The sequence below is a fragment of the Bacillus subtilis subsp. subtilis str. 168 genome, assembly GCF_000009045.1.
GTDB classification, from domain to species: domain Bacteria; phylum Bacillota; class Bacilli; order Bacillales; family Bacillaceae; genus Bacillus; species Bacillus subtilis.
Genome location: NC_000964.3, coordinates 58,768 through 81,736 on the forward strand (window position 1 = coordinate 58,768; position 22,969 = coordinate 81,736).

Annotated in this window: 21 protein-coding genes and 2 tRNA genes; all 23 read left to right on the forward strand. The window is 43.6% G+C overall.

The window, feature by feature from the left end; genetic code table 11:
• The first annotated feature begins 15 nt into the window (after positions 1–15).
• Positions 16–630: a ribosomal protein BL25 (Ctc), binding 5S RNA gene (gene ctc, locus BSU_00520; RefSeq protein NP_387933.1), complete on the forward strand. Its 615-nt coding sequence runs from the start codon at positions 16–18 to the stop codon at positions 628–630.
• 106 nt (positions 631–736) lie between these two features.
• Positions 737–1,303, forward strand: coding sequence for a peptidyl-tRNA hydrolase (gene pth, locus BSU_00530; protein ID NP_387934.1), 567 nt, complete (start codon positions 737–739; stop codon positions 1,301–1,303).
• Between the two features lie 59 nt (positions 1,304–1,362).
• Positions 1,363–1,593 (forward strand): protein required for the switch from F to G during sporulation (anti sigma F), encoded by a 231-nt coding sequence (gene fin, locus BSU_00540; RefSeq protein ID NP_387935.1) that lies wholly within the window; start codon positions 1,363–1,365, stop codon positions 1,591–1,593.
• 69 nt (positions 1,594–1,662) lie between these two features.
• Positions 1,663–5,196, forward strand: coding sequence for a transcription-repair coupling factor (mfd, locus tag BSU_00550; protein NP_387936.1), 3,534 nt, complete (start codon positions 1,663–1,665; stop codon positions 5,194–5,196).
• Positions 5,197–5,331: 135 nt separating this feature from the next.
• Positions 5,332–5,868: a transcriptional regulator of sporulation / germination gene (spoVT, locus tag BSU_00560; protein NP_387937.1), complete on the forward strand. Its 537-nt coding sequence runs from the start codon at positions 5,332–5,334 to the stop codon at positions 5,866–5,868.
• Positions 5,869–6,049: 181 nt separating this feature from the next.
• A complete protein-coding gene (gene yabM, locus BSU_00570) occupies positions 6,050–7,648 on the forward strand; it encodes a putative exporter (RefSeq protein ID NP_387938.1) in 1,599 nt (532 codons plus the stop codon).
• The gene (gene yabN, locus BSU_00580) at positions 7,638–9,107 is read left to right on the forward strand and encodes a putative fusion methylase and nucleotide pyrophosphohydrolase (protein ID NP_387939.1); all 1,470 of its coding nucleotides are present in this window, start codon (positions 7,638–7,640) and stop codon (positions 9,105–9,107) included. Before yabM ends, yabN begins: the two co-directional genes overlap by 11 nt.
• Before the next feature lie 2 nt (positions 9,108–9,109).
• Positions 9,110–9,370: a ribosomal RNA binding protein involved in 50S recycling; heat shock protein gene (gene hslR, locus BSU_00590; RefSeq protein NP_387940.1), complete on the forward strand. Its 261-nt coding sequence runs from the start codon at positions 9,110–9,112 to the stop codon at positions 9,368–9,370.
• A 78-nt stretch (positions 9,371–9,448) separates the two neighbouring features.
• Entirely contained in the window at positions 9,449–9,751 is a 303-nt protein-coding gene (gene spcP / locus BSU_00600) for a spore protein involved in the shaping of the spore coat (protein ID NP_387941.1), read from the forward strand.
• On the forward strand, positions 9,748–10,383 hold the full coding sequence (gene spcQ / locus BSU_00610) for a membrane protein of the forespore (RefSeq protein ID NP_387942.1): 636 nt from the start codon (positions 9,748–9,750) through the stop codon (positions 10,381–10,383). Before spcP ends, spcQ begins: the two co-directional genes overlap by 4 nt.
• Positions 10,384–10,400: 17 nt before the next feature.
• The gene (gene divIC, locus BSU_00620; RefSeq protein NP_387943.1) at positions 10,401–10,778 is read left to right on the forward strand and encodes a cell-division initiation protein; all 378 of its coding nucleotides are present in this window, start codon (positions 10,401–10,403) and stop codon (positions 10,776–10,778) included.
• 80 nt (positions 10,779–10,858) lie between these two features.
• A complete protein-coding gene (gene yabR / locus BSU_00630) occupies positions 10,859–11,245 on the forward strand; it encodes a putative RNA degradation protein; polyribonucleotide nucleotidyltransferase or phosphorylase (protein NP_387944.1) in 387 nt (128 codons plus the stop codon).
• Positions 11,246–11,413: 168 nt separating this feature from the next.
• A tRNA-Met gene (gene trnSL-Met1, locus BSU_tRNA_10) sits at positions 11,414–11,490 on the forward strand.
• Between the two features lie 9 nt (positions 11,491–11,499).
• Positions 11,500–11,571, forward strand: a tRNA-Glu gene (gene trnSL-Glu1 / locus BSU_tRNA_11).
• 199 nt (positions 11,572–11,770) lie between these two features.
• Positions 11,771–14,254, forward strand: coding sequence for a SpoIIAA-phosphate serine phosphatase (gene spoIIE, locus BSU_00640; protein NP_387945.1), 2,484 nt, complete (start codon positions 11,771–11,773; stop codon positions 14,252–14,254).
• Positions 14,255–14,338: 84 nt separating this feature from the next.
• Positions 14,339–15,076 carry a hypothetical protein gene (gene yabS / locus BSU_00650; RefSeq protein NP_387946.1) on the forward strand — a complete coding sequence of 246 codons (738 nt, stop codon included), beginning with the start codon at positions 14,339–14,341 and terminating at the stop codon, positions 15,074–15,076.
• The gene (gene prkT / locus BSU_00660; protein ID NP_387947.2) at positions 15,042–16,058 is read left to right on the forward strand and encodes a serine/threonine-protein kinase; all 1,017 of its coding nucleotides are present in this window, start codon (positions 15,042–15,044) and stop codon (positions 16,056–16,058) included. The genes yabS and prkT overlap by 35 nt, the downstream gene beginning before the upstream one ends.
• A 103-nt stretch (positions 16,059–16,161) precedes the next feature.
• Positions 16,162–17,580 (forward strand): tRNA(ile2) lysidine synthetase, encoded by a 1,419-nt coding sequence (gene tilS / locus BSU_00670; RefSeq protein NP_387948.1) that lies wholly within the window; start codon positions 16,162–16,164, stop codon positions 17,578–17,580.
• Complete coding sequence (hprT, locus tag BSU_00680; RefSeq protein ID NP_387949.1) at positions 17,577–18,119, forward strand: hypoxanthine-guanine phosphoribosyltransferase; 543 nt, start codon at positions 17,577–17,579, stop codon at positions 18,117–18,119. Before tilS ends, hprT begins: the two co-directional genes overlap by 4 nt.
• 97 nt (positions 18,120–18,216) lie before the next feature.
• The gene (ftsH, locus tag BSU_00690) at positions 18,217–20,130 is read left to right on the forward strand and encodes an ATP-dependent cytoplasmic membrane protease (RefSeq protein ID NP_387950.1); all 1,914 of its coding nucleotides are present in this window, start codon (positions 18,217–18,219) and stop codon (positions 20,128–20,130) included.
• A gap of 194 nt (positions 20,131–20,324) precedes the next feature.
• Positions 20,325–21,101 carry a pantothenate kinase type III gene (gene coaX, locus BSU_00700; RefSeq protein NP_387951.2) on the forward strand — a complete coding sequence of 259 codons (777 nt, stop codon included), beginning with the start codon at positions 20,325–20,327 and terminating at the stop codon, positions 21,099–21,101.
• Positions 21,102–21,112: 11 nt separating this feature from the next.
• Positions 21,113–21,988, forward strand: a complete 876-nt coding sequence (gene hslO / locus BSU_00710; RefSeq protein ID NP_387952.1) for a disulfide bond chaperone (heat shock protein HSP33) — start codon at positions 21,113–21,115, stop codon at positions 21,986–21,988.
• 46 nt (positions 21,989–22,034) lie between these two features.
• Positions 22,035–22,928: a putative protein chaperone accessory lipoprotein factor gene (yacD, locus tag BSU_00720; protein ID NP_387953.1), complete on the forward strand. Its 894-nt coding sequence runs from the start codon at positions 22,035–22,037 to the stop codon at positions 22,926–22,928.
• The last annotated feature ends 41 nt before the right edge of the window (positions 22,929–22,969 follow it).

Genomic DNA, 22,969 nt, shown 5'->3' on the forward strand with positions numbered 1-22,969 from the left:
AGGATGGTGCTGAATATGGCAACTTTAACGGCAAAAGAAAGAACGGACTTTACTCGTTCGTCTCTTCGGAATATCCGTACTTCAGGACATGTTCCAGGTATCATATATGGGAAGGATACGGGTAACAAACCTGTGTCATTAGACAGTGTGGAGCTCATCAAAACGCTGAGGGACGAAGGCAAAAATGCAGTCATTACGCTTGAGGTCAGCGGAGAAAAACACTCAGTCATGGTAACAGACCTGCAGACGGACCCGCTGAAAAATGAAATCACTCATGCTGATTTTCAAGTAGTTAATATGAGTGAGGACATTGAAGTGGAAGTTCCGATTCATCTGACCGGAGAAGCCATTGGAGTGAAAAACGGAGGCGTACTGCAGCAGCCGTTATATGCACTTACTGTAAAGGCCAAGCCAAAAGCCATTCCGCAAACGATTGAGGCTGATATTTCAAGCCTCGATGTAAATGAAGTACTGACGATTGCGGATTTGCCTGCTGGCGGTGACTACTCCTTTAATCATGAATCAGATGAGGTTGTGGCTTCAATCCTTCCTCCGCAGCAGCAGGAAGCAGCTGAGGTCGATGAAGAGGAATCTGCCGATGCTCAGCCTGAAGGTGAAAACGAACAATAATAGCTTAAGGCGTAACCCTCCCGCGGTTACGTCTTTTGTGCTAGAATGAGAAGAATTATAGCCCGTTTATGAAGACGGGAGTTATGTGACTAAGGGAGGATTCGCCATGCTTGTGATTGCCGGTCTCGGAAACCCGGGGAAGAACTATGAAAATACACGGCATAATGTCGGATTTATGGTGATAGATCAGCTTGCAAAGGAATGGAATATAGAGCTGAATCAAAATAAATTTAACGGATTATACGGAACCGGATTTGTTTCCGGCAAAAAGGTTCTACTTGTTAAACCGCTTACATATATGAATTTATCAGGAGAATGTTTGCGGCCTTTAATGGACTACTATGATGTCGATAACGAAGATTTGACAGTCATTTACGACGACCTTGACCTTCCGACTGGCAAGATCCGTTTAAGAACGAAAGGAAGCGCCGGAGGGCACAATGGCATCAAATCACTGATCCAGCATCTTGGAACGTCCGAGTTTGACCGTATCCGCATCGGAATCGGCCGGCCTGTAAACGGCATGAAGGTCGTTGATTATGTGTTAGGCTCCTTTACCAAGGAGGAGGCACCTGAGATCGAAGAAGCGGTTGATAAATCTGTGAAGGCTTGTGAGGCTTCTTTGAGTAAACCGTTTTTAGAAGTCATGAACGAATTTAACGCAAAGGTATAAAATGTAACAACAAAGTCCATACTACACCAAAATGACTTTTTCATCAGGAGGACCCTTGTATGGCTTTGCATTATTATTGTCGTCATTGCGGAGTGAAAGTAGGCAGTCTCGAATCTTCAATGGTATCGACAGACTCACTTGGATTTCAGCACTTAACAAATGAGGAAAGAAACGATATGATTTCTTATAAAGAAAATGGAGATGTCCATGTTTTGACGATATGTGAAGACTGCCAAGAGGCGCTTGACCGAAATCCGCATTACCACGAATATCACACATTTATTCAATAAAAAGCTTTGGTGTAGACACTAGACCAAAGCGTTTTTCTGTTCTCGCAGGAAACAGAGAGGAGGGGCCATATGGACAACATTCAAACCTTTATAAAAGAAAGCGATGACTTTAAATCCATCATCAACGGTTTACACGAGGGCCTGAAGGAACAGCTGCTCGCGGGTCTGTCGGGTTCCGCGCGTTCTGTTTTTACTTCTGCTCTGGCTAATGAAACGAATAAGCCTATCTTTCTCATCACCCATAACTTATATCAAGCCCAGAAAGTAACAGATGATCTGACTTCACTTCTAGAGGATCGGTCTGTCCTTTTGTACCCCGTCAATGAACTCATTTCATCAGAAATCGCAGTTGCAAGCCCTGAATTGCGGGCGCAGCGATTAGATGTCATTAATAGACTAACGAATGGAGAAGCGCCAATTGTCGTTGCTCCGGTAGCTGCAATCAGAAGAATGCTGCCGCCTGTTGAGGTGTGGAAAAGCAGCCAGATGCTCATTCAAGTAGGCCATGATATTGAACCTGACCAGCTTGCCTCACGGCTGGTAGAGGTAGGGTATGAGCGGTCTGATATGGTTTCTGCGCCCGGGGAATTCAGTATTCGCGGGGGAATCATTGACATTTATCCGCTGACTTCAGAGAATCCGGTGAGAATTGAACTTTTTGACACCGAGGTGGATTCAATCCGCAGCTTTAATTCAGATGATCAGCGGTCAATTGAGACCCTTACCTCGATCAATATCGGTCCCGCGAAGGAATTAATTATCAGACCGGAAGAAAAAGCGCGGGCGATGGAGAAAATCGATAGTGGTCTTGCCGCGAGCTTGAAAAAATTAAAGGCTGACAAACAAAAAGAAATACTTCATGCGAATATTTCTCACGATAAAGAACGCTTGTCTGAAGGCCAGACAGATCAGGAGCTCGTGAAGTATCTCTCATATTTCTATGAAAAGCCTGCTAGTTTACTAGATTATACACCTGATAATACACTTCTGATTTTGGATGAAGTCAGTCGGATTCATGAGATGGAAGAACAGCTTCAAAAAGAAGAAGCGGAGTTTATAACAAATCTTCTTGAGGAAGGGAAGATTTTGCATGACATTCGTTTGTCATTCAGCTTCCAAAAAATAGTGGCTGAGCAAAAACGGCCTCTGCTGTACTACTCTTTATTTTTGCGGCATGTACACCATACGAGCCCGCAAAATATCGTCAATGTGTCAGGCCGGCAAATGCAGAGTTTCCATGGCCAAATGAACGTGCTTGCGGGCGAAATGGAGCGTTTTAAAAAATCAAATTTCACTGTTGTGTTCTTAGGAGCAAACAAGGAACGTACGCAGAAATTGTCATCTGTTTTGGCTGATTATGATATCGAGGCCGCCATGACAGACAGCAAAAAAGCGCTTGTTCAGGGACAGGTCTATATCATGGAAGGCGAGCTCCAATCGGGATTTGAGCTGCCGTTAATGAAGCTTGCCGTTATCACGGAAGAAGAACTGTTCAAAAACCGTGTAAAGAAGAAGCCGCGAAAACAGAAGCTTACCAATGCAGAGCGCATCAAAAGCTATTCTGAGCTTCAAATTGGAGATTATGTCGTTCATATTAATCACGGGATCGGAAAATACCTGGGGATTGAAACTCTTGAAATCAACGGCATTCATAAAGACTATTTAAATATACATTATCAGGGCAGTGACAAGCTTTACGTCCCTGTAGAACAAATTGATCAGGTCCAAAAATATGTTGGCTCCGAAGGAAAAGAGCCAAAGCTGTATAAATTAGGCGGAAGTGAATGGAAGCGGGTCAAGAAAAAAGTAGAGACATCCGTTCAGGATATTGCTGATGACTTAATTAAGCTGTATGCCGAAAGAGAAGCGAGCAAGGGCTATGCGTTTTCTCCTGACCATGAGATGCAGCGTGAATTCGAATCGGCTTTCCCTTATCAAGAGACTGAGGATCAGCTCCGTTCTATTCACGAAATCAAAAAAGACATGGAAAGAGAACGTCCGATGGACCGCTTGCTGTGCGGAGATGTGGGCTACGGTAAAACAGAGGTTGCCATACGTGCCGCGTTTAAGGCGATCGGTGACGGAAAGCAGGTAGCTCTGCTCGTTCCGACAACCATTTTGGCACAGCAGCACTATGAAACCATAAAAGAGCGCTTCCAGGACTATCCGATTAATATCGGCCTTCTCAGCAGGTTCAGAACGAGAAAAGAAGCAAACGAAACAATCAAAGGGCTGAAAAATGGAACGGTTGATATCGTCATCGGGACGCATCGGCTGCTATCAAAGGATGTCGTGTATAAAGACTTAGGGCTCCTCATCATTGATGAAGAGCAGCGTTTCGGTGTAACCCATAAAGAAAAGATCAAGCAAATAAAAGCCAATGTTGATGTATTAACGTTAACAGCAACGCCGATTCCGCGTACGCTGCATATGTCTATGCTTGGCGTAAGGGACCTTTCAGTCATCGAGACTCCGCCGGAAAATCGCTTCCCCGTACAGACGTATGTTGTGGAATATAACGGCGCTCTTGTCAGAGAGGCGATTGAACGTGAGCTTGCACGCGGAGGCCAGGTCTATTTCTTGTACAACCGGGTAGAGGACATTGAGCGGAAAGCGGATGAAATTTCAATGCTAGTCCCTGACGCGAAGGTAGCATATGCGCATGGGAAAATGACAGAAAATGAATTAGAAACCGTTATGCTAAGCTTCCTTGAAGGAGAATCAGACGTTCTCGTCAGCACAACCATTATCGAAACTGGCGTGGACATCCCAAACGTCAATACGCTGATCGTATTTGACGCCGACAAGATGGGACTTTCTCAGCTTTACCAGCTGCGGGGGCGTGTCGGCCGTTCTAACCGTGTGGCGTATGCGTACTTCACGTATCGCCGGGATAAAGTGCTGACAGAAGTGGCTGAAAAAAGGCTGCAGGCTATTAAAGAATTCACAGAGTTAGGTTCCGGTTTTAAAATCGCAATGCGTGACTTAACGATTCGCGGAGCCGGGAATCTTCTTGGTGCCCAGCAGCATGGCTTCATCGATTCGGTCGGATTTGACCTCTATTCACAAATGCTGAAGGAGGCCATTGAGGAGCGTAAAGGAGACACAGCGAAGACAGAGCAGTTTGAAACAGAAATTGATGTCGAGCTTGATGCGTATATTCCGGAAACTTATATTCAAGACGGCAAACAGAAAATTGATATGTATAAACGCTTCAGGTCTGTGGCGACAATCGAAGAGAAGAATGAGCTTCAAGATGAAATGATCGACCGCTTTGGAAACTATCCAAAAGAAGTCGAATACTTGTTTACTGTTGCAGAAATGAAAGTCTATGCGAGACAGGAACGTGTCGAGCTGATTAAGCAGGATAAAGATGCTGTCAGATTGACGATTTCTGAAGAAGCAAGTGCTGAAATTGACGGGCAGAAGCTGTTTGAGCTTGGCAATCAATATGGCAGACAAATCGGACTGGGAATGGAAGGGAAAAAACTCAAAATCTCCATACAGACGAAAGGCCGTAGTGCTGATGAATGGCTCGACACCGTGCTGGGCATGCTGAAGGGCTTAAAAGATGTGAAAAAGCAAACCATTTCATCAACGTAAATTTTGTTACTCTCTGGTGTATATTACATTTGATGTGACGGATACTAATTTCAAGCGAGGCGGAAGGTACATAAAGTAACTGCTTTAGGTCTTTCCCACATGTATATACCATCAAATGAAAGAGAGGCACCAGAGATGAAAGCAACCGGTATCGTACGTCGTATTGATGACTTAGGTCGGGTCGTGATTCCTAAAGAAATTCGAAGAACTCTGAGAATCAGGGAAGGCGATCCGCTTGAGATTTTTGTAGATCGTGACGGAGAAGTGATTTTGAAAAAGTACTCTCCGATCAGTGAGCTTGGAGACTTTGCAAAGGAGTATGCAGACGCGCTTTACGACAGCCTCGGCCATTCAGTGCTGATTTGTGATCGTGATGTATATATTGCCGTGTCCGGCAGCTCCAAAAAAGATTACTTAAACAAGTCAATCAGCGAAATGCTGGAAAGAACAATGGATCAGCGCAGCTCCGTGCTTGAGAGTGATGCGAAATCAGTACAGCTTGTGAATGGAATTGATGAGGACATGAATTCTTATACTGTAGGCCCAATTGTGGCGAACGGTGATCCGATAGGTGCTGTGGTGATCTTTTCAAAAGATCAGACAATGGGCGAAGTAGAGCATAAAGCCGTTGAAACAGCAGCTGGATTTTTGGCTCGTCAAATGGAACAGTAGGTCTTATTCCTTTCTTCGAAAATAGGTATGTAAAGAACAGCTCTCCTTGGGACGCTGTTCTTTTTCATGCGTGCCGAAAAAGGAATCCAAGGGTTGGGATGTGGTATAATAACCTCGTTTTTATTTGTGCCGCGGTAATACGTGAACCGTATTGCCCCTGACGTTGGGAAGGAGCTTTTGGATGGACGATTCAATAGGCGTTAAACGGCATTGGATTTGGCAGGGGGCTTTTGTTTTAATTCTGGCAGGCGTCATCACAAAAATTTTAAGCGCTGTTTACAGAGTCCCGTTTCAAAACATTGTCGGCGATGTTGGATTTTATATATATCAGCAGGTATACCCCTTTCTTGGTATTGCGGTCATGCTGTCCACATCAGGATTTCCAGTCATTATTTCAAAGCTGATGAATGATTATAGTGAAAAAAATCATCACACCATATTAAAAATATCAGCGTTGTTTTTGTCTTTAATCGGTATTTTATTATTTCTTTGTTTATATCTGGGTGCTGTTCCTATTGCACTCTTTATGGGAGATTCGCATCTAGCCGTGTTAATTCAAGTGGCCGCATACGCGTTTCTGCTTTTCCCATTTGTCGCGTTGCTAAGAGGCGGTTTTCAGGGGCGGCACGAAATGCTCCCTTCAGCCTTATCACAGATGACAGAGCAGTTTCTGCGTGTTGCGGTGCTCTTGGGTTTATCATTTTGGCTCGTGAAAAAGGGAGCCTCGCTTTATACTGCGGGAGCGGCAGCCGCTTCAGGCTCTCTTGCCGGAAGTTTGGTTGCATTGATAATACTGGGGTTTTTTTGGTTCAAAACGAAAAGAGACAACCAAACGGATAGGCAAAACGAAAATGTCATCACAACAAAAGAATTGACGAAAAAACTGCTTTTATATTCGGTCACAATTTGTGTAAGCAGTTTGCTGCTTTTGTTTATCCAGCTTGTTGATGCTTTGAATTTATATGCATTGCTTTCGGGTGGTGAGGCAAGCGAAGAAGCAAAATGCCTAAAGGGGATCTATGATCGGGGACAACCCTTGTTGCAGCTCGGTTCAGTTTTTGCCGTAAGCATTGCGACGTCACTCGTTCCGTATATTTCTATGGCTGTAAAAAACAAAGAGCTGAAGATCATGAAAGAAAAAATCACGTCATCTTTGAAACTATGCCTTGTGCTCGGTACAGGCGCATCGGCTGGGTTGATTTGCATTCTAAAGCCGGTAAATATCATGCTGTTTCAAAATGGAGAAGGGACAGGTGCGTTACAAGTATTTAGCTGCTCCATTTTGTTTGCATCCTTGGCGGTAACGGCAGCGGCAGTCTTACAGGGAGCGGGATACACAGTTTTTCCTGCGATAGCGGTGGGCGCGGGTGTTGCGGTGAAATGGGTGTTAAACACACTTTTGGTTCCGCGCTATGGGATTGAAGGCGCATCGCTTGCGACAGCGGCTTCCTTTGCGGCTGTCGCCGGCCTTAACTTGTATCAGCTTCGGCAAAAGGAATGGCTCGATAAGCTTAGAGGCGTTTTGATTCCGATTATTGGATCTGCTCTTTTGATGTCAGCTGTTTTGCTTGCGTATACGCGTCTCTGGACTTTCTTGTTTCCTGCAACAGGAAGAGGAGCGGCTGTGATTGAGAGTCTTTCTGCTGTTGCCATTGGTGGCGCGGTGTTTATTTATTGTATGATGAGATTGGGAATATTTACAGATGAAGAGCTGAACAGTGTGCCATTCGGCAGCAAGTTAAGCAAATTCATGAGAAGGAGAGAACAAAATGGCGGGTAAAATTACAGTCGTCGGACTTGGTGCCGGAGACATGGACCAATTGACAATTGGTATACACAAGCTGCTGACGAAGGCAGATACGCTGTATGTCAGAACCAAGGATCATCCTTTAATTGAGGAGCTTGAAAAAGAAACGAAGAACATCCGTTTCTTTGATGATATATATGAGAAACATGATCAGTTCGAGGCGGTATATGAAGAAATTGCAGATATCCTCTTTGAAGCGGCGCGGCGTGAGGACGTGGTTTACGCTGTGCCGGGACACCCTTTTGTCGCAGAAAAAACAGTTCAGCTGCTGACGGAGCGGCAGGAAAAGGAAAACGTTCAAGTGAAAGTCGCGGGGGGACAAAGTTTCCTTGATGCCACATTCAATGTCTTGCAAATTGACCCGATTGAAGGTTTTCAATTTGTGGATGCCGGCACATTGTCCGCGGATGAGCTTGAGCTCAGACATCATCTGATCATATGTCAGGTTTACGACCAAATGACGGCTTCTGAAGTCAAGCTGACATTGATGGAGAAGCTGCCTGATGATTATGAGGTCGTCATTGTGACTGCAGCAGGCAGCCGTGGCGAGGAGATCAGGACAGTGCCATTATTTGAGCTGGACCGCAATGTCGCTTTGAACAACTTAACAAGTGTGTATATTCCGCCGATTAAAGAAGAGAAGCTGCTTTATCACGAATTCTCCACGTTCCGAAGCATCATCAGAGAGCTTCGCGGACCTAATGGATGTCCGTGGGATAAAAAGCAGACGCATCAGTCATTAAAGCAGTACATGATTGAAGAATGTTATGAGCTTCTCGAAGCTATTGACGAAGAAGACACAGACCATATGATCGAAGAGCTTGGCGACGTTTTGCTTCAGGTCTTGCTTCACGCGCAAATTGGTGAAGATGAAGGTTATTTCACAATTGATGATGTCATAAAAGGAATCAGTGAAAAAATGGTCCGAAGACATCCCCATGTGTTTAAAGATGTTAAGGTTCAGGATGAAAACGATGTTTTAGCCAATTGGGAAGATATAAAAAAGGCCGAAAAAAATACATCTGAATCATCATTACTAGACAGCGTACCGAAAACCCTTCCAGCTCTTTCGAAAGCAGCTAAATTGCAGAAAAAAGCAGCGAAGGTCGGTTTTGACTGGGAAGACGTCAGCGATATTTGGGAAAAGGTAAGTGAGGAAATGAAGGAATTTTCTTCTGAGGTTTCTGAAGCTCCTCACGAACACAATCTTAAAGCTGAGTTTGGCGACATTTTGTTCGCGCTGGTGAATGTAGCCCGCTTCTACAAAATAGAGCCAGAGGAAGCGCTGACCATGACTAATGACAAATTCCGGAGACGGTTCTCGTACATTGAGGAAACAGCGAAGGAAGAGGGAGTCGAGTTGGCTGATATGTCCCTTGAGGACATGGACAAACTGTGGAATGAAGCAAAAGAAACTGAGAGGAGATCATAGATATGAGATTAGATAAATTTTTGAAAGTATCACGGCTGATCAAACGGCGTACACTAGCGAAGGAAGTAGCTGACCAAGGACGAATCTCTATTAACGGAAACCAAGCTAAAGCTAGCTCTGACGTAAAACCGGGAGATGAACTAACGGTCCGCTTCGGCCAAAAGCTTGTAACGGTTCAAGTTAATGAATTGAAAGACACGACGAAAAAAGAAGAAGCTGCAAACATGTACACGATTCTAAAAGAAGAAAAACTCGGCGAATAGGCTTGTTCTAAAAAAACCCCCCACCTCATACAATGCAGTAATAATGCTAAAAGTATCGAGGATATGGGGGCTGAATAGATGAATTCATATTATGATCAAAAAGGTTCTTCGTCTGTTCCGGAACAGCATGATGTGACAATGAAAGGCCGGAAGCATTTAGATATTTCTGGGGTTAAGCATGTGGAGAGTTTTGATAACGAAGAATTCCTGCTGGAAACGGTGATGGGAATGCTCTCCGTCAGAGGCCAAAACCTGCAGATGAAAAATCTTGATGTGGAAAAAGGGATTGTTTCGATTAAAGGCAGGGTATTTGATTTAGTGTACTTAGACGAACAACAAGGGGATAAAGCTAAAGGGTTTTTTAGCAAGTTGTTTAAATGACGCTGACGACACAATTCTATACAATGCTAGCGATGTCCGGTATGGGTCTCTGGCTTGGTGCTTCGCTTGATACATACCGGCTCTTTGTCATTCGTGCCAAAACAGCCAGATGGCTATTATTTATTCATGATATTCTTTTCTGGATTATGCAAGGGCTGCTTTTCTTTTATGTCTTGCTTCATGTAAATGAGGGAGAATTCAGGATTTACATCTTTTTAGCGGTTCTGCTGGGCGTTGCGACGTATCAGAGCCTTTGCAAACGAATCTATATAAAAATACTGAAATTCGTCATTTACCTTGTTGTTTCTGTTTATCAATTCTTCAAAAAACTCATTCAGCACGTGTTATTTCGTCCTATTGTGTGGACATGCGGAGCGATCATCTGGCTGGCGGCATTTTTATTCAAGAAAACATACAGCCTGATAGGTTTTCTCCTGCTGTGTCTATATAAAATAGTCATGGTTCTGTGTTTTCCGATCCGTTTTATCGCGAAACAATGTTTGAAACTTCTTCCTGTGAAAATGCGTCTAACTTTTAGACGTTATTTTGAAAAAGGTGCAGGATTTCTCAAAAAGAAGAAGAAACTATTGATAACCATAAGAACGACCATCACACGGTTTTTGAAGAGATGAAAGGAGGACCGTCTGGTTTGAATTTTTCCAGGGAACGAACGATAACTGAAATACAAAACGACTATAAAGAACAAGTAGAACGGCAAAATCAGCTGAAGAAACGAAGACGCAAAGGGCTGTACAGACGGTTAACTGTATTCGGCGCCCTAGTATTCCTGACGGCAATTGTGCTGGCAAGCTCTGTATGGTCCCAAACATCTTCCCTTAGTGCAAAAGAAGAAAAGAAAGAACAGCTTGAAAAAGAACTGAAAAGTTTAAAGACAAAACAAACGGATTTAAAAGAAGAAATATCCAAATTGAAGGATGAGGATTACGTCACAGAGCTTGCCAGAAGGGACTTATTCATGTCTGGAGACGGAGAAATTATCTTCAATGTGGAGAAGAAGAGCAAGTAGCCTTGTTGACACTTAAATTTTTATTTAGGTATAATTAAGCAAACGATCTTTTTATAAGCCTAAGGAGGAGCACTTTTTTTATGTCGATTGAAGTTGGCAGCAAGTTGCAAGGGAAAATTACAGGTATTACAAATTTTGGAGCATTTGTTGAATTGCCTGGAGGCTCAACCGGTCTCGTTCACATTAGTGAGGTAGCTGATAATTATGTCAAAGACATTAACGACCACTTAAAAGTCGGCGACCAAGTTGAAGTGAAAGTCATCAACGTTGAAAAAGACGGGAAAATTGGTTTATCTATTAAAAAAGCTAAAGACCGTCCGCAAGCCAGACCTAGAAATGATTTCCGTCCGAAAGAATCTTTTGAACAGAAAATGAATAAGTTTTTAAAAGACAGCGAAGATCGCTTGTCATCTTTAAAACGCAATACGGAATCAAAACGTGGAGGGCGCGGAGCAAGAAGAGGATAACTTGCTGCTTTCTATAAAATAAATGAAGCATCCGTTCATCCCGACGGATGCTTTTTTATTATCCTCATTCTCTTTAAGAGTCAGAAAATTACAACATTAAAGTTTCTGTTGACGAAAGAGACAAACCTTTGTATTATATAACTTGTGCTTAGAAGCACAAAACAATATGGCGGTGTAGCTCAGCTGGCTAGAGCGTACGGTTCATACCCGTGAGGTCGGGGGTTCGATCCCCTCCGCCGCTACCATATTTGTTTGGCCCGTTGGTCAAGCGGTTAAGACACCGCCCTTTCACGGCGGTAACACGGGTTCGAATCCCGTACGGGTCATCCTAACAAATCGGTTTCTCTTGCAGAAGCCGATTTTTTTCATTTTTAGACAACATTCCGGAAATTCTTTTCATAAACGAATATCAAGGCAGAAACCGTCGAAGATTTCTTTGGTATTGTTACCTTCTTTTGACAAAATCCTATCTGTGCTTTCGCTATAATGACAGGCAACGAATATAACAGGTGGGAGATGAGAGGAATGGAAAAAGCAGAAAGAAGAGTGAACGGGCCAATGGCGGGACAAGCTTTGGAAAAACTCCAATCGTTTTTTAACAGGGGCACGAAGCTGGTGACTCATCATTTGCATTCACTGTTTTTCTATAAAGGATTCATTTATGTTGTCATCGGATTTTTGCTTGGACGGGCTTTCATATTATCCGAGGTGCTTCCTTTCGCACTTCCTTTCTTTGGAGCGATGCTTCTTATCAGAAGAGACAAAGCGTTTTATGCGGTTTTGGCTGTGCTTGCAGGTGCGCTGACCATATCTCCAAAGCACTCATTGCTCATACTGGCGGCATTGCTGGCATTCTTCGTATTTTCTAAAGTGGCTGCCTTCATTACCGACGATCGTGTTAAAGCGCTCCCGATTGTCGTGTTCTTCTCCATGGCTGCAGCAAGAGCCGGGTTTGTTTATGCCCAAAATGGCGTATTTACAACCTATGATTATGTAATGGCTATCGTTGAGGCTGGACTATCGTTTATCTTAACACTGATTTTCCTTCAGAGCCTTCCGATTTTTACTGTGAAAAAAGTGAAACAATCATTAAAAATAGAGGAAATCATTTGCTTTATGATTCTTATTGCCTCTGTTTTAACGGGGCTGGCTGGCTTGTCCTACCAAGGGATGCAGGCAGAACATATATTGGCTCGTTATGTTGTGTTGAGTTTTTCCTTTATTGGCGGAGCAAGCATCGGCTGTACGGTTGGGGTTGTGACCGGCCTGATTCTTGGCTTGGCGAATATCGGAAACCTATATCAAATGAGTCTGCTTGCTTTTTCCGGTTTATTGGGCGGTTTGCTGAAGGAAGGGAAAAAAGCGGGTGCAGCAATTGGTTTGATCGTTGGATCACTTCTTATATCTTTATATGGTGAAGGCTCTGCCGGTCTGATGACAACGCTCTATGAGTCATTAATCGCAGTCTGCCTGTTTTTGCTCACACCTCAATCTATTACGAGGAAAGTGGCGAGATATATTCCGGGAACTGTCGAGCATCTTCAAGAGCAACAGCAATACGCTAGAAAAATCCGTGATGTCACTGCTCAGAAGGTAGACCAATTCTCCAATGTATTTCACGCGCTGTCTGAAAGCTTTGCAACCTTTTATCAAGCATCAGACGAACAGACAGATGACAGCGAAGTTGATCTGTTCTTAAGCAAAATCACGGAGCATTCCTGCCAGACGTGCTACAAGAAAAACAGGTGCTGGGTACAGAACTTTGATAAAACATATGACTTAATGAAACAAGTTATGCTTGAAACAGAGGAAAAAGAATATGCATCAAACCGAAGGCTGAAAAAAGAGTTTCAACAGTATTGTTCTAAATCCAAGCAGGTTGAAGAGCTGATTGAGGATGAGCTCGCACATCATCATGCCCATTTGACACTCAAGAAAAAAGTCCAAGACAGCAGGCGCCTTGTTGCTGAACAGCTTTTAGGCGTTTCTGAGGTTATGGCCGACTTTTCTCGGGAAATAAAAAGAGAGCGAGAACAACACTTTCTGCAGGAAGAGCAAATCATAGAAGCGCTTCAGCATTTCGGAATTGAGATTCAGCATGTCGAGATCTATAGTCTTGAACAAGGAAATATCGATATTGAAATGACCATTCCGTTCAGCGGACATGGAGAAAGTGAAAAAATCATTGCTCCTATGCTTTCTGACATTCTGGAGGAACAAATTCTTGTGAAAGCCGAACAGCACTCTCCGCATCCGAATGGATACAGCCATGTCGCCTTTGGATCAACAAAATCATACAGGGTGTCCACGGGAGCTGCTCACGCTGCGAAGGGCGGCGGCCTTGTCTCCGGTGACAGCTACAGCATGATGGAGCTTGGAGCCAGAAAATATGCTGCAGCAATCAGTGACGGAATGGGCAATGGCGCAAGAGCGCACTTTGAAAGCAATGAAACGATCAAGCTTCTTGAAAAAATCCTTGAATCGGGCATTGATGAAAAAATAGCAATTAAAACGATCAACAGCATACTGTCTCTAAGGACAACTGACGAAATATATTCCACGCTTGACCTATCTATTATCGATCTTCAAGATGCCAGCTGTAAATTTTTGAAGGTTGGATCGACGCCCAGCTTTATCAAACGGGGTGACCAGGTCATGAAAGTTCAAGCGAGCAATCTGCCAATCGGTATTATTAATGAATTCGATGTGGAGGTTGTGAGTGAACAGCTGAAAGCGGGTGACCTCTTAATTATGATGAGTGATGGCATTTTTGAGGGGCCTAAGCATGTGGAAAATCACGACTTATGGATGAAGCGTAAAATGAAAGGGTTGAAAACAAATGACCCGCAGGAGATTGCCGATTTGCTTATGGAAGAAGTCATCCGCACAAGATCCGGCCAAATTGAGGACGATATGACTGTTGTTGTCGTCCGGATTGATCACAATACACCGAAGTGGGCATCCATTCCTGTTCCGGCAATCTTTCAAAACAAACAAGAAATTTCATAACGCTTCCGTATAAATCAAATTTCTTCTGGCGAAGATGGGAATATATGAATCTGAGAATCCTCGTATTCTCCAGGAGGAATGAATGTGAACAACGGACATTTAAATCAAATTTTGCTGATAACGGATGGCTGCTCAAACCATGGGGAAGACCCGCTTGCAATGGCTGCTTTTGCTAAAGAGCAGGGGATTACGGTAAATGTCATTGGTATAATGGAAGAAAATCAAATTGACCCTGAGGCAATGAAGGAAGTCGAAGGGATTGCACTTGCCGGAGGAGGCGTGCACCAAGTCGTTTATGCATCTCAGCTTTCACAAACTGTTCAAATGGTAACAAAGAAAGCGATGACGCAAACCTTACAAGGTGTAGTCAATCAAGAACTGAAACAGATTCTCGGAAAGAATGTGGAAATGGAAGAGCTTTCTCCGGAAAAACGCGGCGAAGTCATGGAAGTGGTAGACGAGCTTGGAGAAACGGTGCATCTTCAGGTTTTGGTTCTTGTTGATACAAGTGCAAGTATGGCGCCAAAGCTTCCAACAGTAAAAGAGGCGCTGATTGATTTGTCTGTAAGCCTCAATTCCCGAATTGGGAATAACGAATTTGCGATGTGTATATTTCCCGGGAAAAAACAAGAGGTCGAGCTTGTGCTGAACTGGACACCGAAGCTGCAATCTCTTTCCACACTCTTTGCAAAGCTTTCGACAGGCGGCATCACGCCGACAGGTCCGGCGATTCGTGAAGCGACACTGCAGTTTGAAAAAATACGCTCAAGAAGGGGCATGCTGGCAGATGATGAACGACGCTTTGACGAGTTTGGCATGTAGCCTCAAGCCGGGTACGACAATCAAAGGCAAGTGGAATGGAAACACTTATACATTGCGTAAACAGCTTGGTAAAGGGGCCAATGGAATTGTGTATTTGGCAGAAACATCAGATGGACATGTTGCCTTAAAGGTGAGTGATGACAGCCTGTCTATTACTTCTGAAGTGAATGTCTTGAAATCTTTCTCAAAGGCCCAGTCCGTTACGATGGGGCCTTCTTTTTTTGATACGGATGATGCCTATATTCCCAGTGCCAATACGAAAGTTTCATTTTATGCAATGGAATACATAAAAGGGCCGCTGCTTTTGAAGTATGTCAGTGATAAAGGAGCAGAGTGGATACCGGTATTAATGATTCAGCTGTTATCCAGCTTATCGGTGCTTCACCAGCAAGGATGGATATTCGGCGATCTTAAACCTGATAATCTGATCGTAACTGGTCCGCCCGCAAGGATCCGCTGCATTGATGTGGGCGGCACGACAAAGGAAGGCCGGGCGATAAAAGAGTATACGGAGTTTTATGACAGAGGCTATTGGGGGTATGGAACAAGAAAGGCAGAGCCATCCTATGATCTGTTCGCAGTTGCCATGATTATGATCAACAGTGTGCATAAAAAAGAATTTAAGAAAACGAACCAGCCCAAAGAACAGCTTAGGTCTCTCATCGAAGGAAACCCGCTGCTTCAAAAGTATAAAAAAGCGCTTTTTTCAGCCTTGAACGGAGATTATCAATCCGCAGATGAAATGAAAAAGGATATGCTAGACGCGGGGCAAAAAGCAGCACAAAGAAAACAGCCTATAAAAGCATCACCGCAGCCTGCCACACGACAAAGACAGCAAAAACCGCGCCAAGGAAAAATAACGAAGACGCGATATACCCCAAAACAGAAACCGGCTAAGTCGGGGGGGTTATTTGAAACAACGCTTATCGTGATCAGTGTTTTAGCGCTTTATTTCGCCTATATTATCTTTTTCTTAATCTGAATGGTGCAAACTGCAGAGCCTATGCTTCTTCTTTGCTTGGAGGGGTTGAAAGTGTTAGGATATGAATATCTTTAAAATACCTGCTCATTGTGAGGAGGACATTGTGAAAAGTGTCAAAGATTTTTTAAACAAACACAATCTTACGTTAAAAGGGGCGACAATCATTGTAGGCGTTTCCGGCGGTCCGGACTCAATGGCTCTTCTTCACGCGTTGCATACGTTATGCGGCCGTTCAGCGAATGTTATTGCAGCTCACGTTGACCATCGGTTCAGAGGTGCGGAATCCGAGGAGGACATGCGTTTTGTCCAAGCTTATTGTAAAGCTGAACAGCTCGTGTGCGAAACGGCTCAAATCAATGTAACCGCATATGCACAGGAAAAAGGACTCAATAAGCAGGCTGCAGCACGCGATTGCCGCTACCAGTTTTTTGAGGAAATCATGTCGAAGCACCAAGCGGACTATCTGGCTCTTGCGCATCATGGTGATGACCAGGTTGAAACAATGCTTATGAAACTGGCTAAGGGTACGCTTGGAACGGGACTTGCGGGAATGCAGCCGGTTAGACGTTTTGGGACAGGGCGGATCATCAGGCCGTTCTTAACCATTACAAAGGAAGAGATCCTTCACTATTGCCATGAAAACGGCTTGAGCTACCGGACGGATGAAAGCAACGCCAAAGATGACTACACAAGAAACAGATTCAGAAAAACAGTGCTCCCGTTTTTGAAGCAGGAATCTCCGGATGTGCATAAAAGGTTTCAGAAAGTGAGTGAAGCACTGACGGAAGATGAGCAATTCTTACAGTCATTAACGAAAGATGAAATGAATAAAGTAATCACAAGCCAGTCTAATACATCAGTTGAAATCAATTCCTCTCAATTGCTTGCCCTCCCGATGCCTTTACAAAGAAGAGGAGTTCAACTAATATTAAACTATCTTTATGAAAACGTTCCATCATCCTTTTCAGCCCATCACATTCAGCAGTTTCTCGATTGGGCGGAAAATGGCGGTCCTTCAGGAGTACTGGACTTTCCGAAAGGGCTGAAGGTGGTCAAATCATATCAGACATGTTTGTTTACATTTGAACAATGGCAGTGCAAAAATGTTCCCTTTGAATACCAAATTAGCGGAGCTGCTGATGAAACGGCAGTGCTCCCTAATGGATATCTGATAGAGGCAAGGCATTATGCGGACTCGCCTGAAGAACATGGGAATGCTGTTTTTATCACAAGTGAAAAAAAGGTGCGATTTCCCTTAACAATCCGGACGAGAAAAGCTGGAGACCGGATCAAACTAAAAGGGATGAACGGCTCAAAAAAGGTAAAGGATATATTTATTGATAAGAAATTGCCTCTCCAAGAAAGAGACAACTGGCCGATTGTGACGGACGCAAGCGGTGAAATTATCTGGATACCTGGCTTGAAAAAATCAATTTTTGAAGATCTTGTGATTCCAAACAGCGACCGCATTGTATTACAATATAGACAGCATGAAAAGTGTAGGGGGCAAGCAAAATCATGATGAAACATGATATCGAGAAAGTACTGATCTCAGAGGAAGAGATACAAAAGAAAGTAAAAGAGTTAGGTGCAGAATTAACGAGCGAGTATCAAGATACATTTCCGTTGGCAATCGGTGTGTTAAAAGGAGCACTTCCTTTTATGGCGGATCTTATCAAGCATATTGATACATATTTGGAAATGGATTTCATGGATGTATCAAGCTACGGAAATTCTACGGTTTCTTCTGGAGAAGTAAAAATCATTAAAGATTTGGATACATCTGTAGAGGGCCGGGACATCTTAATTATTGAAGATATCATCGACAGTGGGTTAACCTTAAGTTATCTCGTAGAGCTCTTCCGATACCGTAAAGCAAAATCAATTAAGATTGTTACCCTTTTGGATAAACCGAGCGGAAGAAAAGCGGACATCAAAGCAGACTTTGTCGGTTTTGAAGTTCCTGACGCGTTTGTAGTGGGTTACGGACTTGATTATGCTGAGCGCTATCGCAATCTGCCTTATATCGGAGTGTTAAAACCGGCAGTTTATGAAAGCTGATCGGCAGCCTGCTTCCGAGATGGTTATTGTTTGTATTGGAATGATTTTCTATGGTACTATTGAACATAGTTGTGCTTACTGTGGGAGGAGGTAAGGAATGAATCGGGTCTTCCGTAATACCATTTTTTATTTACTTATTTTATTAGTAGTAATCGGGGTTGTGAGCTACTTCCAGACCTCAAATCCGAAAACAGAAAATATGTCGTACAGTACGTTCATCAAAAACCTGGATGACGGGAAAGTTGATAGCGTATCGGTTCAGCCTGTCAGAGGTGTTTATGAGGTAAAAGGGCAGCTGAAAAACTACGACAAAGATCAATACTTTTTGACTCATGTTCCTGAAGGAAAGGGAGCAGACCAGATATTTAACGCTTTGAAAAAGACAGACGTAAAGGTTGAGCCCGCGCAAGAAACAAGCGGATGGGTGACGTTCCTGACGACCATCATCCCATTTGTCATTATCTTTATTCTGTTTTTCTTCCTGCTCAATCAGGCTCAAGGCGGCGGCAGCCGTGTCATGAACTTTGGCAAGAGTAAAGCGAAGCTGTATACAGAGGAAAAGAAACGCGTCAAATTTAAAGACGTTGCAGGGGCTGACGAAGAAAAGCAAGAACTTGTTGAAGTTGTTGAGTTTCTGAAAGATCCCCGCAAGTTTGCCGAGCTCGGCGCCAGAATACCGAAAGGCGTGCTTTTAGTCGGACCTCCGGGTACCGGTAAAACATTGCTTGCCAAGGCTTGTGCAGGAGAAGCCGGCGTACCTTTCTTCAGCATCAGCGGATCTGATTTCGTTGAAATGTTTGTAGGGGTCGGTGCTTCCCGTGTGCGTGACTTGTTTGAAAATGCGAAAAAGAATGCGCCTTGTTTGATCTTCATTGATGAAATTGACGCAGTCGGACGCCAGCGTGGCGCTGGTCTCGGCGGTGGACACGATGAACGTGAACAGACGCTAAACCAATTGCTTGTTGAAATGGACGGATTCAGCGCTAATGAAGGAATTATCATCATTGCTGCGACGAACCGTGCGGACATCTTGGACCCAGCCTTACTTCGTCCGGGACGTTTTGACCGTCAAATCACAGTGGACCGCCCAGATGTCATTGGCCGTGAAGCTGTATTGAAAGTCCATGCGAGAAACAAACCGCTGGATGAAACGGTTAACCTAAAATCAATTGCCATGAGAACACCAGGCTTCTCAGGCGCTGACTTAGAAAACCTCTTGAATGAAGCTGCGCTTGTAGCGGCTCGTCAAAACAAGAAAAAAATCGATGCGCGTGATATTGACGAAGCGACGGACCGTGTAATTGCCGGACCCGCTAAGAAGAGCCGCGTTATCTCCAAGAAAGAACGCAATATCGTGGCTTATCACGAAGGCGGACACACCGTTATCGGTCTCGTTTTAGATGAGGCAGATATGGTTCATAAAGTAACGATTGTTCCTCGGGGCCAGGCTGGCGGTTATGCTGTTATGCTGCCAAGAGAAGACCGTTATTTCCAAACAAAGCCGGAGCTGCTTGATAAAATTGTCGGCCTCTTGGGCGGACGTGTTGCTGAAGAGATTATCTTCGGTGAAGTCAGCACAGGGGCGCACAATGACTTCCAGCGTGCGACGAATATTGCAAGACGAATGGTTACAGAATTCGGTATGTCAGAAAAACTGGGACCGTTGCAATTTGGACAGTCTCAGGGCGGTCAGGTATTCTTAGGCCGTGATTTCAACAACGAACAGAACTACAGTGATCAAATCGCTTACGAAATTGATCAGGAAATTCAGCGCATCATCAAAGAATGTTATGAGCGTGCGAAACAAATCCTGACTGAAAATCGTGACAAGCTTGAATTGATTGCCCAAACGCTTCTGAAAGTTGAAACGCTTGACGCTGAACAAATCAAACACCTTATCGATCATGGAACATTACCTGAGCGTAATTTCTCAGATGATGAAAAGAACGATGATGTGAAAGTAAACATTCTGACAAAAACAGAAGAAAAGAAAGACGATACGAAAGAGTAATTCGCTTTCTTTCTAAAAAAACTGCCGGCTGACGCTGGCAGTTTTTTTATGTAAATGATTGGCTCAGCTGCGGCTTTTACAATCATCCAATTCTGGTATCGATTTGTTTACAAATGAGCCGCTGATCGTGTATGGTATTGTAGAATGTTTGTAAAAAGTAAAGTAGAGAAACTATTCAAAAGTGGTGATAGAGGTTGTTACTGGTTATCGATGTGGGGAACACCAATACTGTACTTGGTGTATATCATGATGGAAAATTAGAATATCACTGGCGTATAGAAACAAGCAGGCATAAAACAGAAGATGAGTTTGGGATGATTTTGCGCTCCTTATTTGATCACTCCGGGCTTATGTTTGAACAGATAGATGGCATTATTATTTCGTCAGTAGTGCCGCCAATCATGTTTGCGTTAGAAAGAATGTGCACAAAATACTTTCATATCGAGCCTCAAATTGTTGGTCCAGGTATGAAAACCGGTTTAAATATAAAATATGACAATCCGAAAGAAGTAGGGGCAGACAGAATCGTAAATGCTGTCGCTGCGATACACTTGTACGGCAATCCATTAATTGTTGTCGATTTCGGAACCGCCACAACGTACTGCTATATTGATGAAAACAAACAATACATGGGCGGGGCGATTGCCCCTGGGATTACAATTTCGACAGAGGCGCTTTACTCGCGTGCAGCAAAGCTTCCTCGTATCGAAATCACCCGGCCCGACAATATTATCGGAAAAAACACTGTTAGCGCGATGCAATCTGGAATTTTATTTGGCTATGTCGGCCAAGTGGAAGGAATCGTTAAGCGAATGAAATGGCAGGCAAAACAGGAACCAAAGGTCATTGCGACAGGAGGCCTGGCGCCGCTCATTGCGAACGAATCAGATTGTATAGACATCGTTGATCCATTCTTAACCCTAAAAGGGCTGGAATTGATTTATGAAAGAAACCGCGTAGGAAGTGTATAGGAGGTTTAGTAATGGATTATTTAGTAAAAGCACTTGCGTATGACGGAAAAGTTCGGGCTTATGCAGCGAGAACGACTGATATGGTAAATGAGGGGCAGAGACGCCATGGTACGTGGCCGACAGCATCCGCTGCACTAGGCCGTACAATGACAGCTTCACTTATGCTCGGCGCTATGCTGAAGGGCGATGATAAGCTGACCGTGAAAATCGAGGGCGGAGGTCCGATCGGAGCTATTGTAGCTGATGCCAATGCCAAAGGAGAAGTCAGAGCCTATGTCTCTAACCCGCAAGTTCATTTTGATTTAAATGAACAAGGTAAGCTTGATGTCAGACGTGCGGTTGGAACAAACGGAACGTTAAGTGTCGTAAAAGATTTAGGTTTGCGCGAGTTCTTCACAGGACAAGTAGAAATCGTTTCAGGAGAATTAGGAGATGATTTTACTTACTATCTTGTGTCATCTGAGCAGGTTCCTTCATCAGTGGGCGTAGGTGTGCTCGTAAATCCTGACAATACCATTCTTGCGGCAGGGGGCTTTATTATTCAGCTGATGCCGGGAACAGATGATGAAACAATCACAAAAATTGAACAGCGTCTATCTCAAGTAGAGCCGATTTCTAAGCTCATCCAAAAAGGGCTGACACCAGAAGAAATTTTAGAAGAAGTCCTAGGCGAGAAACCTGAGATTTTGGAAACGATGCCTGTCAGATTCCATTGCCCTTGTTCAAAAGAACGGTTCGAAACAGCCATTTTAGGACTAGGCAAAAAAGAAATTCAAGATATGATAGAAGAAGATGGACAAGCCGAAGCAGTATGCCATTTTTGTAATGAAAAGTACTTATTTACAAAAGAAGAGCTGGAAGGGCTTCGTGACCAAACTACCCGCTAAGCTCTTTAGCGGGTTTTTAATTTGAGAAAAGGGGCTGAAAGCAGGTTTGAAATCAAGAACAATCTGGACCATTATTTTAGGGGCGCTGTTGGTTTGCTGTATTGCTGTTGCATATACGCTGACGAAATCCCAAGCCGGCGCATCGTCATCCGGTGAGTCTATTGCGACTATCGGAGGCAAGAGTGTGACAAGAGAAGAATGGCTGAAAGAAATGGAAGATCAGTATGGTAAGTCAACGCTTGAAGATATGATCAATGTCCGAGTTGTTGAGCAGCTGGCTAAAAAGAACAAACTTAAAATATCCAAAAGCGAAGTTGATCGTGAGTTTTTGCTGATTAAAGCGGTCAATAATTCCTTTTACGAAGATGAACATACGACGGAGAAAGAGTGGAAAGACCAAATTCGTTATAATATCCTCCTTGAGGATTTGTTAACAAGGGATATCGATATCTCAAACAAAGAATTGGAATCATTCTATAATAAAAATAAGGAACTATATCAGTTTGATGATTCGTATCGAATTCGGCACATTGTTGTAAAAGATGAAGAAGAAGCAAGAGAAGTCCTGAAAGAACTGAAAGGCGGATCAAGCTTTGAAGCTGTCGCTGCCGAAAGATCTACAGACAGATATACATCACCATACGGCGGAGATTTAGGTTTTGTCACAGAGGCATCAGACAACATTCCATCAGCATACATTGAAGAGGCGAAAACACTCAAAGAGGATGAATGGTCTCAGGAACCAATAAAGGTCAGCAACGGATATGCCATTATCCAGCTGAAAGAAAAACTAAAGGCAAGAACGTTCTCATTTGATGAAGTAAAGGACCAGATCAGACGGCAAATCGCAATGGATCAGCTAGGCGATAAAGCGACAGTTAAGACACTTTGGAAAGAAGCCGATGTATCTTGGTTTTATGGGGAAAAAAGTACTAAGTGATTGACAAAAAATTTTGAAATTGATAGATTATATACATAATA

What these genes read in the sequence shown, in the direction of transcription:
- ctc (NP_387933.1), top strand. Translation starts at nt 16, where the DNA reads ATGGCAACTTTAACGGCAAAAGAAAGAACGGACTTTACTCGTTCGTCT.
- pth (NP_387934.1), top strand. Translation starts at nt 737, where the DNA reads ATGCTTGTGATTGCCGGTCTCGGAAACCCGGGGAAGAACTATGAAAAT.
- fin (NP_387935.1), top strand. Translation starts at nt 1,363, where the DNA reads ATGGCTTTGCATTATTATTGTCGTCATTGCGGAGTGAAAGTAGGCAGT.
- mfd (NP_387936.1), top strand. Translation starts at nt 1,663, where the DNA reads ATGGACAACATTCAAACCTTTATAAAAGAAAGCGATGACTTTAAATCC.
- spoVT (NP_387937.1), top strand. Translation starts at nt 5,332, where the DNA reads ATGAAAGCAACCGGTATCGTACGTCGTATTGATGACTTAGGTCGGGTC.
- yabM (NP_387938.1), top strand. Translation starts at nt 6,050, where the DNA reads ATGGACGATTCAATAGGCGTTAAACGGCATTGGATTTGGCAGGGGGCT.
- yabN (NP_387939.1), top strand. Translation starts at nt 7,638, where the DNA reads ATGGCGGGTAAAATTACAGTCGTCGGACTTGGTGCCGGAGACATGGAC.
- hslR (NP_387940.1), top strand. Translation starts at nt 9,110, where the DNA reads ATGAGATTAGATAAATTTTTGAAAGTATCACGGCTGATCAAACGGCGT.
- spcP (NP_387941.1), top strand. Translation starts at nt 9,449, where the DNA reads ATGAATTCATATTATGATCAAAAAGGTTCTTCGTCTGTTCCGGAACAG.
- spcQ (NP_387942.1), top strand. Translation starts at nt 9,748, where the DNA reads ATGACGCTGACGACACAATTCTATACAATGCTAGCGATGTCCGGTATG.
- yabR (NP_387944.1), top strand. Translation starts at nt 10,859, where the DNA reads ATGTCGATTGAAGTTGGCAGCAAGTTGCAAGGGAAAATTACAGGTATT.
- spoIIE (NP_387945.1), top strand. Translation starts at nt 11,771, where the DNA reads ATGGAAAAAGCAGAAAGAAGAGTGAACGGGCCAATGGCGGGACAAGCT.
- prkT (NP_387947.2), top strand. Translation starts at nt 15,042, where the DNA reads ATGATGAACGACGCTTTGACGAGTTTGGCATGTAGCCTCAAGCCGGGT.
- hprT (NP_387949.1), top strand. Translation starts at nt 17,577, where the DNA reads ATGATGAAACATGATATCGAGAAAGTACTGATCTCAGAGGAAGAGATA.
- ftsH (NP_387950.1), top strand. Translation starts at nt 18,217, where the DNA reads ATGAATCGGGTCTTCCGTAATACCATTTTTTATTTACTTATTTTATTA.
- hslO (NP_387952.1), top strand. Translation starts at nt 21,113, where the DNA reads ATGGATTATTTAGTAAAAGCACTTGCGTATGACGGAAAAGTTCGGGCT.